This window comes from Streptomyces sp. NPDC048275, assembly GCF_040652275.1.
GTDB lineage: Bacteria > Actinomycetota > Actinomycetes > Streptomycetales > Streptomycetaceae > Streptomyces.
This window is the reverse complement of sequence record NZ_JBEZLR010000077.1, coordinates 1-12,271: the sequence shown is the minus strand read 5'-3', so window position 1 is coordinate 12,271 and position 12,271 is coordinate 1. Positions and strand designations below refer to the sequence as shown.

Annotated in this window: 13 protein-coding genes and 1 pseudogene; 7 read left to right on the top strand and 7 right to left on the bottom strand. The window is 69.8% G+C overall.

The genetic code is table 11. The annotated features are described in order from the left end of the window. The first annotated feature begins 30 nt into the window (after positions 1-30). The gene (locus tag AB0D57_RS34005; RefSeq protein ID WP_362082004.1) at positions 31-873 is read left to right on the top strand and encodes an oxidoreductase; all 843 of its coding nucleotides are present in this window, start codon (positions 31-33) and stop codon (positions 871-873) included. Between the two features lie 164 nt (positions 874-1,037). Here the strand turns inward: AB0D57_RS34005 and AB0D57_RS34000 are convergent, their stop codons facing one another. The 3 genes from AB0D57_RS34000 to AB0D57_RS33990 form a co-directional block, all read right to left on the bottom strand. Further along, complete coding sequence (locus AB0D57_RS34000) at positions 1,038-1,820, bottom strand: serine protease (RefSeq protein WP_362082001.1); 783 nt, start codon at positions 1,818-1,820, stop codon at positions 1,038-1,040. A gap of 182 nt (positions 1,821-2,002) precedes the next feature. Further along, positions 2,003-2,656 (bottom strand): response regulator transcription factor, encoded by a 654-nt coding sequence (locus AB0D57_RS33995; protein ID WP_362082076.1) that lies wholly within the window; start codon positions 2,654-2,656, stop codon positions 2,003-2,005. 197 nt (positions 2,657-2,853) lie between these two features. Then, entirely contained in the window at positions 2,854-4,044 is a 1,191-nt protein-coding gene (locus tag AB0D57_RS33990; RefSeq protein ID WP_362081998.1) for a sensor histidine kinase, read from the bottom strand. Between the two features lie 159 nt (positions 4,045-4,203). On the opposite strand from AB0D57_RS33990, the gene AB0D57_RS33985 reads away from it, so the two are divergent. Genes AB0D57_RS33985 through AB0D57_RS33975 form a run of 3 tightly spaced genes read left to right on the top strand, consistent with a single transcriptional unit; the run spans position 4,204 to position 7,477 of the window. Then, entirely contained in the window at positions 4,204-5,139 is a 936-nt protein-coding gene (locus AB0D57_RS33985; RefSeq protein WP_362081995.1) for an ATP-binding cassette domain-containing protein, read from the top strand. Beyond that, positions 5,136-6,686: an ABC transporter permease subunit gene (locus tag AB0D57_RS33980; RefSeq protein ID WP_362081992.1), complete on the top strand. Its 1,551-nt coding sequence runs from the start codon at positions 5,136-5,138 to the stop codon at positions 6,684-6,686. The genes AB0D57_RS33985 and AB0D57_RS33980 overlap by 4 nt, the downstream gene beginning before the upstream one ends. Next, positions 6,683-7,477: an ABC transporter permease gene (locus tag AB0D57_RS33975; protein WP_362081989.1), complete on the top strand. Its 795-nt coding sequence runs from the start codon at positions 6,683-6,685 to the stop codon at positions 7,475-7,477. Before AB0D57_RS33980 ends, AB0D57_RS33975 begins: the two co-directional genes overlap by 4 nt. 1 nt (position 7,478) lies before the next feature. Here the strand turns inward: AB0D57_RS33975 and AB0D57_RS33970 are convergent, their stop codons facing one another. The 3 genes from AB0D57_RS33970 to AB0D57_RS33960 all read right to left on the bottom strand — a co-directional run bounded on the left by AB0D57_RS33970 (position 7,479) and on the right by AB0D57_RS33960 (position 9,452). Continuing rightward, positions 7,479-7,982 (bottom strand): N-acetyltransferase, encoded by a 504-nt coding sequence (locus AB0D57_RS33970; protein WP_362081986.1) that lies wholly within the window; start codon positions 7,980-7,982, stop codon positions 7,479-7,481. Between the two features lie 385 nt (positions 7,983-8,367). After that, entirely contained in the window at positions 8,368-8,634 is a 267-nt protein-coding gene (locus AB0D57_RS33965) for a DUF397 domain-containing protein (protein ID WP_362081983.1), read from the bottom strand. Continuing rightward, positions 8,631-9,452: a helix-turn-helix transcriptional regulator gene (locus AB0D57_RS33960; protein ID WP_362081980.1), complete on the bottom strand. Its 822-nt coding sequence runs from the start codon at positions 9,450-9,452 to the stop codon at positions 8,631-8,633. Before AB0D57_RS33960 ends, AB0D57_RS33965 begins: the two co-directional genes overlap by 4 nt. Positions 9,453-9,564: 112 nt before the next feature. Here AB0D57_RS33960 and AB0D57_RS33955 point away from each other — a divergent pair, with 112 nt between their 5' ends. Together AB0D57_RS33955 and AB0D57_RS33950 are read left to right on the top strand one after the other, a co-directional pair. After that, complete coding sequence (locus tag AB0D57_RS33955) at positions 9,565-9,999, top strand: ATP-binding protein (protein ID WP_362081977.1); 435 nt, start codon at positions 9,565-9,567, stop codon at positions 9,997-9,999. 51 nt (positions 10,000-10,050) lie between these two features. Continuing rightward, a pseudogene (locus AB0D57_RS33950) lies at positions 10,051-10,631 on the top strand (YdeI/OmpD-associated family protein). 186 nt (positions 10,632-10,817) lie between these two features. Here AB0D57_RS33950 and AB0D57_RS33945 read toward each other — a convergent pair. Beyond that, positions 10,818-11,432 (bottom strand): YceI family protein, encoded by a 615-nt coding sequence (locus tag AB0D57_RS33945; protein WP_362081973.1) that lies wholly within the window; start codon positions 11,430-11,432, stop codon positions 10,818-10,820. A 444-nt stretch (positions 11,433-11,876) separates the two neighbouring features. Here AB0D57_RS33945 and AB0D57_RS33940 point away from each other — a divergent pair. Next, positions 11,877-12,271 (top strand): carboxyl transferase domain-containing protein (locus AB0D57_RS33940; protein ID WP_362081971.1); only part of this gene is annotated, 395 nt, incomplete at its 3' end.

Here is a 12,271-nt window from a genome sequence, read left to right as displayed (position 1 = left end):
GGCATCGTGGCGGCGGACACCATGAGCCTCATGACGATCAAGACGTTCTCCCTCGGCGGAGACCTGACCATCAACCGGCTCGGCTTCGGTGCGATGCGCCTGGCGATGGGCACCTTCGACGGTCCGGCGCGAGCCCCGGAGACGGGCATCGCGGTGCTCAGGCGCGCCGTGGAACTGGGCGTGAACCACATCGACACGGCCGGCTTCTACGGCAGAGGGACGGTGTGGGCCAACGAGCTGATCCGTACGGCACTGACCCCCTACCGTGACGACCTGGTGATCGCGACGAAGGTCGGGCCGCTGCTCGGACCGAATGGTGTGCCGAGCCGGCAGGCAACGCCTGACCAGCTGCGCGGCCTGGTCGAGGCGGATCTGCGCGCCCTCGGCCTTGACCGGCTCGACCTGGTCTATCTGCGGGTGGGCGGGATTACCGGGCCCGGTGGCGAGTCGATCGCCGAACGGTTCGCGGTACTGGCCGAGCTCCGGGCGCAGGGGCTGATCCGGCACCTGGGCGTCAGCAATGTCGACGCCGCCCAGTTCGCCGAGGCCCGGGCGATCGGGCCCGTCGCGGCGGTCCAGAACGAGTACGCCGATGACACGGGGCTGCTCGCGCAATGCGAGGAAGCGGGTATCGCGTACGTGCCGTTCTTCCCGCTCGGCGGTGGCGGCACCCCACTCGACACCGAACGGCTGGGCAAGGTCGCGGCACGTCTGGGCGCGACCGTCGCGCGCGTGCGGATCGCCTCGCTCCTTGCGATGTCGCCGTCGATGCTGGCGATTCCGGGCACCGGTTCCCTCGACCACCTGGAGGAGAACCTCGCGGCGAACGATCTCCGTCTCAGTGACGAGGACCTGTCCGACCTGCGAGGCTGACGGGGCGGCTCCGGAAGTCGGCTTGACTGCCATTCCTGTTGCCGCCGCGCGGCGCGGGCACGGGCCCGGCGCTTGGCAGCACCGGGCCCGTGGACGTCGTACGGCGTCTCACGCTGCGTCGTACGAGGTGGTACGAGGTCATGCGAGGTCTCTACGAGGGGAAGTCAGAGAGAGGCCGCCGCCGAGGCGATCGCGGAGGCGAAGGTGGAGACCTCCGAGTACACGCCGGGGGCGTTGGGCCGGGCGCAGCCGATGCCCCAGCTGACTATGCCGACCTGGATCCAGGCGTTGGCGGAGTCCCTGCGGAACATGGGGCCGCCTGAGTCGCCCTGGCAGGTGTCGACGCCGCCCGCCGCGTAGCCGGCGCAGATCTCGTCGCTCGCGACGAGGCCGCTGTAGCCGCTGTAGGTGCGGCAGGTCGCGTCGCTGACGAACGGCACGGTGGCCTTGAGCAGGTAGCGCTGCTGGGCGCCGCCCTCGGAGGCCGAACCCCAGCCGGCGACGGTGAAGGTGCCGGTGTTGTACTGCGTGGTGGTGGCGATCTTCAGCGTCGGCAGGTTGATCGGCGAGGCGAGCTTGATGAGCGCCCAGTCCTTGCCGTTGCCGTTGTAGCCGGGGGCCCGGTAGACGTACGTGGAACGGACCTGGACCCGGCCGGTGGTGGACTGCAGGTCCACGACACCGGCGGTGGCGGTGATGCTGGTGTTGGCGCCGGTGCCGCTCACACAGTGCGCGGCGGTGAGCACGATCTGCTGGGTGTAGAGCGCGCCGCCACAGCCCATGGAGAGCCGGACCATGAACGGGAACTCGCCCTGCGCGGCACGGGTTCCGCCGACGACCGGCGACGGGGCGGCCTGCGCGGCGGAAACGGGCTGAAGGCTGACGATCGCGAGAGCGGCCGCACCGAGGACCGCGAATCTCTTGAACGCCTTGAGGAGAGACTTCAACGTGATGCCTTCCGTGGGGGGTTTGACATACAGGTCGGGGAACCACGGGCGCTGAAATGTCGGGAACATGCCAAGCGGACGCAAAGAATCGCCCTTTGCTGGCATGGACTGGTCAAATTCTGTTGCTGGATTATGAGAACGCTGTGACGCCTCACACAAGGGGGGAAATCTGGCCAGGCGGTTCACGACATCCGCGGCACGACCAGCCCCGACTCGTACGCCGTGATCACGGCCTGCGTACGGTCCCGCAGCCCGAGCTTCGACAGGATGCGGCTGACGTGCGTCTTCACCGTCTCCTCGCCGACATGCAGACGCTCGGCGATCTCCGGGTTGGAAAACCCCTCCGCAAGCAGCCGCAGCACTTCCGTCTCGCGCGGAGTGAGCACCGCGAGCGCGTTCTGCGGAGGTGCTGCCCTGGGGCGCATCCGGGCGAACTCGGCGATCAGCCGCCGGGTGATGACCGGCGCGAGCAGTGCCTCCCCGGCGGCGACGATCCGCACGGCGTCGAAGAGCCGCTCGGCGGTCACGTCCTTGAGCAGGAACCCGCTCGCCCCGGCCGCCAGCGCGTCGTACACATGCTCGTCGAGGTCGAAGGTGGTGAGCACGAGCACCCGCGGCGCCTCCGGCCCCTGAAGCCGCGCGGTCGCCTGAATACCGTCCATGACCGGCATCCGTACGTCCATGAGGACGATGTCGGGCACCTGCTCACGACAGACCCGCACCGCCTCGGCCCCGTCGCACGCCGTGCCCACGACGGCGAAGTCGGACTGGGTGGCCAGGAGTCCGGCGTACCCGGCGCGCACGAGCTCGTGGTCGTCGGCGACGACGATACGGATGGGAGGGGCCGGTTCGGTGTCGACGGAATGCGCCGCTTCGGTGCCGGCCGGGGGGAGTGGCTCGGTGCCGGCCGGGGGGAGTGGCTTGGTGCCGGGCGGCGAGGCCAGGTTGGCGCTGGCCGGTGGGGCCGCCGGTTCGATGTTGGCCGGAGAGGCCGGGTTGGCGTCGGCCGGAGGGGCCGGTGCGGTGTCGGCCGTCATACGAGAACCTCCGCCCGCACCGGCAACCGAGCCTCGACCAGGAAGCCGCCGCCGGGCGCCGGCCCGGTGCGCAGCGTGCCGCCGACCATCGTGGCGCGCTCTCGCATGCCGAGGAGGCCGTGGCCGGCGGTCGGGGACGCGGGACCCGGCCCATTGTCACGCACGCGGATCGCCAAGTCGTCCTCCGTGTACCGCAGTTCGACGTCCACGGCAGCACCGGGAGCGTGCCGGCGGGCGTTGGTGAGGGCTTCCTGGACGATGCGATACGCGGTGACCTCGATGCCCGGGTCGAGGGGGGTGACCGGCCCGCTGACGATCAGCCGGGTACGGGAGCCGGAGGCGTCCCGGGACTCGTCGATGAGCTCCATGAGCTGGCGCAGCCCCGGCTGCGGGCGCCGCGTGACCCCGACGTCGGCGTCCTCCCGCAGCACCCCCAGCAGCCGCCGCATCTCCGTCAGCGCGGACCGCGCGGTGTCCCCGATGGCGAGCAGCCGGGTGGCGCCGTCCGGGGGCAGTCCGGCCGTGGTCAGCCGGGCAGTCTCTGCCTGCACGGCGATCATCGAGATGTGATGGGCCACGACGTCATGCAACTCCCTTGCGATCCGGGCTCTTTCGCCGCGCGCGGCATGGGCGAGGAGCGTGTCCGCGAAAGCCCGCTCGGTCGCGCTGTGCACCAGCGCGGCGTTGCGGACGTGGTGCGTGATGCCCGTCGCGGCCGTCGCCGAGGCGAGCGTGGCGACCAACACCGCCGTCACCCGGGTGGTGACATCGTCCTGGCTGACCAGGGCCAGCACGACATACGGCAGCACGAGCGCGCCGCTGAGCCGGGGCGCCCCCGCCCGTCCGAGCCAGTACACCGACGCCAACTGGCCCACGACCCCCGCCAGGGTGAGGGCCCGGAACGGCGCCAGCGCCAGCACGCCCGCCGAGGTCAGGGCCACGGCGGCCCCGGCCCGCACCGACGGGGCACGGTCGGCCCCGAGCACGAACGTGAGCGGCAGGGTGGTGCAGACCCCGAGCAGCAGCGCGAGCGCCAGATTCTCGCGCAGGCTCCCGACCCGGATCAGCACCTCGGCGCAGGCCAGGAGAGCGAGGGCAACCGGGTAGGCCACGGGGGCCGGGAAGCCTCGCACCAGCTCCCACACCCCCGCGATTCCCCCGCCGCGCCGCGCCGTGTCCTCGCCCATGTCCGCCATTGTGCCGTCGGCGCCGCCGCAGCGCGTCACCCTGCGGGTTCTCCCTCGCATGGGGGACACGGCAGGCGATCCGTCCCTCGCGGCAGGGGCGTTGAAGACGGCTCTGTCGCGGGACGACGTCGAGACCCGCCGATCCCTAATCTCGCTGGCATGAGTGACGCAACGATCGAAGTGCAGGACCTGCGCAAGCGGTTCGGGAGGACCGTCGCGGTCGACGGCCTCTCCTTCACGGTCGAACCGGGACAGGTCACCGGTTTCGTCGGCCCGAACGGAGCGGGCAAGTCCACCACGATGCGGGCCGTGCTCGGCCTGGACACCCCCGATGAGGGGCGTGCCCTCATCGGCGGCCGCCCCTACCACGCCCTGCGCTCTCCCCTGTTGGAGGTCGGCGCGCTGCTCGACGCCGCCGCGCTGCACCCCAGCCGGCGTGGCCGCGACCATCTGCGCTGGCTGGCGCACTCGCACGGCCTGCCCCTGCGCCGCGTGGACGAGGTTCTCGACCAGGTGGGGATGGCCCAGGCCGCACGTCGCCGCGCGGGTGGTTACTCACTGGGCATGCGTCAACGCCTCGGCATAGCGGCCGCACTGCTCGGCGACCCCCCGGTCCTCCTCCTCGACGAGCCGGTCAACGGCCTCGACCCCGAAGGCATCCGGTGGATCCGCGGCCTGCTGCGCCGGCTCGCCGCGGAGGGCCGGGCCGTCCTGGTCTCCAGCCACCTCATGAGCGAGTTGGAGGACACCGCCGACCACCTGCTCGTCATCGGCCGCGGCCGTCTCATCGCCGATACCGCCGTCGCCACCCTGCTCGCCGCCGCGTCCGGCGACCGCGTCGCGCTGCGCACGGGCGCGCGTACAGAGGCGATGGAGCTGCTCGCTCGTGAGGGCGGCACGGTCGCGGTCACCGGCGCCGACACGCTCACGGTCACCGGCCTGCCCGCGGAGCGCATCGTGGAGCTCCTCGCGGCGGGCGGCGTGCCGTTCGCGGAAGTCGGCGCCCACCGGGCCACTTTGGAAGAGGCGTACATGGAACTGACACGGGACGCCGCCCAGTTCACATCCGCCCCCGACCACGAGGTGACCCGATGACCTCGACGATCACTCCGTACCGCTCCTCGCTCCAGCCCGACCGCGACGGCTTCGCACGGCTGCTGCGCGCGGAATGGGCCAAGCTCTGGACCGTACGCGCCTGGGTGCTGGTGCTCGTCGTGGCCGCGGCGGTCACGGTCGTCATCTCCCAGCTCTCCGCCGGCGGCACCTCCGACGGTTCCAACGAGAACGGCGTCACGGTCGCCCCCGACGGAACCCGCGTCAACGACACCTTCCACTTCGTCCACCAACCCCTGTCGGAGGACGGCAGCGTGACGGTCCGGGTGTCCGACCTGAAGGGCGGCGGCGGCCGGGATCCGGAGCCCTGGGCGAAGGCCGGCGTGATGGTCAAGGGGAGCACGAAGAACGGCAGCCCGTACGCGGCCCTGATGGTCACCCCCGACCACGGCGTCCGCCTGCAGTGGAACTTCACGCAGGACAAAGCGGGCAGCGACGCGTCCGGCACCGCCCCGCACTGGCTGCGCCTGACCCGTGCGGGCGCGCAGCTGACGGGTTACGAGTCCTCCGACGGCTCCCGCTGGACGAAGGTCGGCTCGATCACGGTGCCGGAGCTGCCGAAGACGGCCCAGGCCGGCCTGTTCGTCGCCTCCCCGCTGCACAACAACCTGCGCCGCTCGTTCGGCGGCACGTCGGAGACGGCGGGCGGCACGAGCGCCGCGGCGACCTTCGACCACGTCGCCCTGAGCGGCGGCATCGAGGCCGACGCGGCCGCCTGGACGAGCACGGATGTGGGCGCCCCCGCCCCGGACGACCCCGACACCCCGCAATCCGGCCCGGCCCGCCCCGTAGCCGGCACCACCACGGTCTCCGCCACCGGCGTCTACACCCTCACCGGCCAGGGCGACATCGCCCCCGACGAGACCGGCAGCGACATCGTCCAGATGAGCTTCCAGGGTGTCTTCGTCGCCGTCCTCTTCATGGTCGCCCTCGGCGCACTCTTCATCACGGCCGAGTACAAGCGTGGCCTGATCCGTACGACCTTCACGGCCACCCCGCGCCGCGCGCGGGTCCTGGCGGCCAAGGCCCTGGTGATAGGAGGCGTCACCTTCGCGGTAAGCCTGCCGGCGACGGCCATCGCCTTCTCCCTGGCACAGAGCACCCTGCGCACCAACGGCTTCGCCCCACCGGCCTACCCGGACCTGTCACTCCTGGACTCCCCGGCTCTGCGGGCGGTCGTGGGCAGCGCGGCCCTCCTGGCCCTGGTGGCCGTCCTGGCCCTCGCCGCGGGCGCGATACTCCGCAACAGCGCGGGCGCGATCACGGTCGTCGTGGTCCTGGTGATCCTCCCGCAGATCCTCGCCTTCGCCCTCCCGCTCCCGGTGGCGCACTGGCTGCTCAAGGTGACCCCGGCCGCGGCCTTCGCGATCCAGCAGGGAGTGACGTACTACCCCCAGGTGCAGCACAACTGCCTCCCGGAAAGGGGCTGCTACCCCCTCGACCCGTGGAACGGCTTCGCGGTCCTTGGCGCATACGTGGTGGTGGCACTGGCCCTCGCGGCATGGCGACTGCGCAGGAGGGACGCATGAGGCCCCGGCCCGCACTGCACGCCGAGTGGACCAAACTCCGTACGCTACCCAGCAGTTGGCTGCTCCTCGGCGCGACCGTCGTCATGACGATCGCGGTGAGCACGGCCGCCGTGTCCTCGGTCAGCACCCGGGAGTGCGTGACCGCGGCCGCATGCCACGAGGACACGGTGAAGCTGGCACTGACGGGCGTGTGGCTGGGCCAGGCGACCGCACTCATCCTGGGCGCCCTCTCCATGGGGGCGGAGTACGGCACGGGCACGGTACGCACGACGCTGACGGCGATCCCGCGCCGCACGACGGTACTGGCGTCGAAGGCGGCGGTCCTGGCCGTGTCGACAGGCATCGCGGCCGCCGTGGCGATCACCGTCTCCCTCTACGCAGCCCGCTGGATCCTCCCGGGCAACGGCTTCACCCCCGAAGAGGGCTACCCCCTCCTCTCCCTCACCGACACCACGACCCTCCGCGCCGCCCTCGGCTCCACCCTCTGCCTGATCCTCATAGCCCTCCTGGGCCTGGGCCTGGCAGTCTTGCTGCGAGACAGCGCCGCGGCGATCACCACAGGCCTGGGCCTGCTCTACGTCGTCCCACTCCTCGCCAACCTCCTGAGCTCGCCCACCTGGAAGGACCGCATAGAAAGCTGGGCCCCGATGCCGGCGGGCCTCGCCATCCAGGCGACGCGAGACCTGGCCCGCCTGCCCATCGGCCCATGGCCGGGACTGGGGGTACTGGCGGCGTACGCGCTAGGGGTGCTGTTGCTCGGCGGCGCGATGTTCAGGCGTCGGGATGCGTAGGTCACTCACCGGCGTCGGCGTCCGCGAGCCCCAGCCACTCCCGCCACGAGAGATCACGTCCGATGAACCGAGGCCGCTCGAAGGGCCACGCCTCTCCAATCCACCGGGGCACGAACGAGTCCAGATCACGCTCCAGTTCGGATCCCACTCGCTCGTCCACCACCCACCAGGAGATCTCGGCGTCGGCGCCGGCCTTCTCCGGAGGATCGATGTACACGCACCCGAACTCGCCGGTGCCCGACTCATCGAGCAAGACGTAGTTGAAAGACTCGTGAGTGGCGATCTCGGCCTCGTGCCGCTCCAGATCCTTCTGGTTCGCCTCGTACGTCATGGTCTCGGCGGGCCACCCCCAGGCCTCACCGAAAATGGACCACAACCGCTCGCGCGACCCCATGACGACGGGATAGTCCATGGCCGCATCGGCCCCGGCGATCGGCCGCAAGTGATATCCACCCGGCAGCTCAACACGCAGCGGGTGAACGAAGTCGGCAGGCAACCAGGTCATGCGCGGAGCCTAGTGACAGGGTGGGTGCGCCGCATCGGGTTATTCCCTGAGGTCGGCCGTGGGCCACCTCCCAAGGGCATAACGCTCGCCGGCGGCATGCCACCAGCCGGGAGGAGAGGACCGGTTGGCTCCGCCGGTCGCCTGATCGGGATGCAGCCCGAGCCGCCACAACGCGTCCGCCGCCACGGACACGGTGATCCAACCCCACCAGTGCCCGTCGGGCCCACGCCCACAGGCGAGATCCCACCGAAGCTCGTCCAACACGAACGGCATCCAGTCGATGCCTCGCTCACGCAGTCAAGCGCGAACGGCCACCAGGGGGAGGGGGCGCCCCGGCGCGTTCTCGTACGAGGCGATGCTGATCCAGTCGATCTGCCGGGACTGCCTAGTCTGCGACGCGCTCAAGGAACACGCTCCAGGTCGCGGGGGAGAGGGTGAGGACGGGGCCGGAGGGGTTCTTGGAGTCGCGGACGTGGACGGCGGAGGCGTGGGCGGCTACTTCGAGGCAGTTGCCGCCTTCGTTGCTGCTGTAGCTGGACTTGCGCCAGTCGTAGGCGACTTCGAGGCAGTCGCCGCCCTCGTTGCTGCTGTAGCTGGACTTGAACCACGCCAGGTCATCCATGGGGAGGTGCTGTCGTGCTGCGGTGTTCATGACTCTCCAAGCAGTCTGTCCAGGAGGCACGCGCTCTCCTCGGGGGAGAGGGCCTGTGACCGCAGCATTCCATATTTCAGCTGATAGACACTCACTTCGTCAGGTTCGTCAACCAGGAAGCTGGCGCGCTGCACTTCCAGGTAGACCATGTGGTCGTGGTCCGGTGTCTCCAACAGCAGCATGGGGCCCGCGAGACCAGCGTGGGGCACACGACCCATGGGCATGATCTGCAAGCCCATGTGGACAAGGTCGCTGTACTCGCGTAGCGCGCGAATCTGCTCTCGCATGACGGCCGCTCCACCAAGGGCCGTACGCAGGATCCCTTCTTCCAGGATGAAGTGGCCGAACGGAGGCTGCTTGCGCTGCCAGATCTGCTGTCGCTCCATGCGGGAGGTCACCCACTGCTCCGCCGCCTCGTCCTCGAAACGCGGGAAGCGGCAGTCGAAGGAAGCGCGGCAGTAGTCCTTGGTCTGGAGGAGTCCCGGAACCATCTGCGTCTCGTACGAGAGGATGCTGACCGCCTCCTGCTCGATATCGACGAGCCCCTGTGCGAACTGCGGCATCCTCTCGCGCACCGGCATCTTCTCGACGAGAACGGCCAACACCCCACCCGTCCCCAGCAGTTCATCGAACTGCTCCGCCCGGTCCGGCTGGAGCGCAAGCCGTCCCTGCTCGATGGACCCCACCGTGTCGACGTGCAGGTTGGCGCGCTCCGCGAACTGTTCCTGAGTGAGACGGGCCCGCTTCCTGAAGTGGGCAACCCCCGCACCGATGGCCTGCCATGAACTGCCCCTCTTGGGCTTCTTCGCCGTGTGCATGCGCGTCCCTTTCCCCCGTCGGCGGCCGAAAGCCTCGTAGCGAGGCCGTAGTAATCACCACTACGACCTCACCCACTGCTCCACTCTAGTGACACCCTGTGACAGTGGCCCCGTGAACGCGCAACCCCAACTCCCCCACGCCCGCGAGGCCTTCTACCGCCGAGACCGCAGGTCGGTGCGCCTGGCCCGCGAGTTCACCCGCGCGGCCCTGGCCGACTGGGCCGCGGCAGAGCGCAGCGACGACGTACTGCTCTGCGTGAGCGAACTCGCCACGAACGCGTTGCTCCACGGCGTCCCGCCGGGCCGTGGCTTCCGCCTTCAACTGGCCCTGGATGTCGACCGGGTGCTGCGAATCGAGGTCCACGACAGCGGCGGGGGCGAGATCCGAAGCCCGGACGCCCAGCCGGAGGCGGAAGACGGCCGGGGCCTGTTCCTCGTCGCCGCGCTCGCGGACAAGTGGGGCGTGGGGGAGCGGGACCCCGGGAAGGTGGTGTGGTGCGAGTTCGAAACCGCTGCGGCCGATCAGTGCCTGTACGAGGGTGAGTGAGCCGAGCCATTTAGGACGGAACCTGACCTAGTACGGGAATACCGTGCCCCCATGAAGACTCTCGCCGGTGTGGACGACGCTGAATTCAGGGCCTTCGAAGACACCGCCCAGTTGGACGCCTGGTTGGCGGCGCACCCCGGACTGCGCTCCGGGGTGTGGGTCGAGATCGCCAAGAAGGGGTCTGGCCGGACCTCGGTCACGGCGGGGGAAGTCAATGACGTGGCGCTCTGCCACGGTTGGATCACCGGTCATCGCCGGGGCCTCGACGCGTCGTACTTCCTGCAACGGATCACCCCGCGCAGGCCGGGCAGCCTCTGGTCAAGGTGAACGTGCGCAGGGTCGAGGAGCTGGCCGCGGCCGGGCGGATGCGGCCCGCCGGACTCGCGGAGGTGAACGCCGCGAAGGTGGACGGGCGGTGGGCGGCGGCGTACGCATCGCAGAAGAACGCCACCGTGCCGGACGATCTGGCAGCCGCACTCGAACGAAGCCCCCGCGCGAAGCGCTTCTTCGAGCAGCTCGGCAGGACGGATCGATACCTGGCCATGGTGGGCCTGTTGAGGGCGAGGAGCGCCGAGACCAGGGCGGCGCGACTGCGGAACGTGGTCGCCCGGCTGGAGCAGGGCAGCGCCTGACGTGATCGTGAGCCAGGTCGGGGCTTACCTGTGTATTTCGGCCGACGGGCGCCGATGGGCGGGGCGAAGGTCGTCGGGCCGGGGCGGTTGCGAGTACGGCGGAGCGCCCGCCCTCCCGGTGGGGGAGTTAGAGGGCGGGCGCGCTCGCGGTGCCGGTCGGCGGGCCGACCGGCGTGAGTCGGGGGCTCACGCGTTCTTGATCGCCGAGATGTCGAAGGTCAGCTTGATCTTGTCGGAGACGAGGAAGCCGCCGGTCTCCAGGGCCGCGTTCCAGGTGAGGCCCCAGTCGGAGCGCAGGATTTCCGCCTTGCCCTCGAAGCCGACGCGCTCGTTGCCGAAGGGGTCCGTCGCCGAGCCGTTGAACTCCAGGTCGATGCTGAGCGGCTTGGTGACGCCGAGGATCGACAGGTCGCCGGTGATCCGGTAGTCGTCGCCGCCCAGCGCTTCCACCTTGGTGGAGCGGAAGGTCATCGTCGGGAACTCGTCGATCCTGAAGAAGTCGGAGCTCTTGAGGTGGTTGTCGCGGTCCTCGGAACGCGTGTCGACGCTGTCCATCTTGACGTCGATCATGGCGGTGGACTTGGACGGGTCCGCACCGTCCAGGTGGAGGGTGCCCTCGAACTCCTTGAAGGTGCCCTTGACGTTCGTCACCATGGCGTGACGGGCAACGAAACCGATCGCCGAGTGCGACGGGTCGATCGTGTAGTCACCGGTGAGCGCCGCGAGATCGGGGTTCACGGCAGCGGCGGGGGTCGTGGCGGCGGTGGTGGTGTCGGTGGTCTTGCGGCCGAAGATACCCATGACGTGCTCCTAAGGGGACGGGTCGCGGTTTCGTCCAGGGAAGCCGCGACGCGGAGTTTGTTGAATCTTCAACGAGGTCAACGAGAGCGACTCTAGCTCTATTCCGTTCAAGTTTCAACCAACGTCTGCCGTGCGTGTAACGACGTTACGTCGCGGCTCGGCACCCCGCTTCTCGGCGCTCGTCGCCGTCGCGGGCGCCCTGGCGGCTTGTGGCAGACCGCCGATCGAGGCGGTTTGTCACTCAAGGGATGGCATGTGAGACTCGCGAATGTGAGGCGGCTCTCAGCCGGCGGCTTTGTGGGACCTCTACAAGCCACATGCCCTCTGAGCAGTCAGATTGCTTGCATGCGGTCACGGTTCTGTTCAGGGGTACCAGGAAAACAGGCCGGAGACTGTACGGAGTCGACGGCCCGGTTTTCTTGGTTGACTTCGTATGGTCGCTACATGACCGTTTTGGAAGAGGCCGAGCCCTCAGGCGAACCCACGGACGCGCGCGGGCGCGTGGCCGAGCTGCACGCGATCCGTGTGGAGGCACTGCGCGGCCCCAGCGAGAAGGCGACCGAGGCCCAGCATGCCAAGGGCAAGCTGACCGCCAGGGAGCGTATCGAGCTGCTGGTGGACCCGGGCTCCTTCCGGGAGGTCGAGCAGTTGCGGCGGCACCGGGCGACCGGGTTCGGGCTGGAGACCAAGAAGCCGTTCACGGACGGTGTGGTCACCGGCTGGGGCACGGTGGAGGGCCGGACGGTCTTCGTCTACGCGCACGACTTCCGGATCTTCGGCGGTGCCCTCGGAGAGGCGCACGCCACGAAGATCCACAAGATCATGGACATGGCCATCGC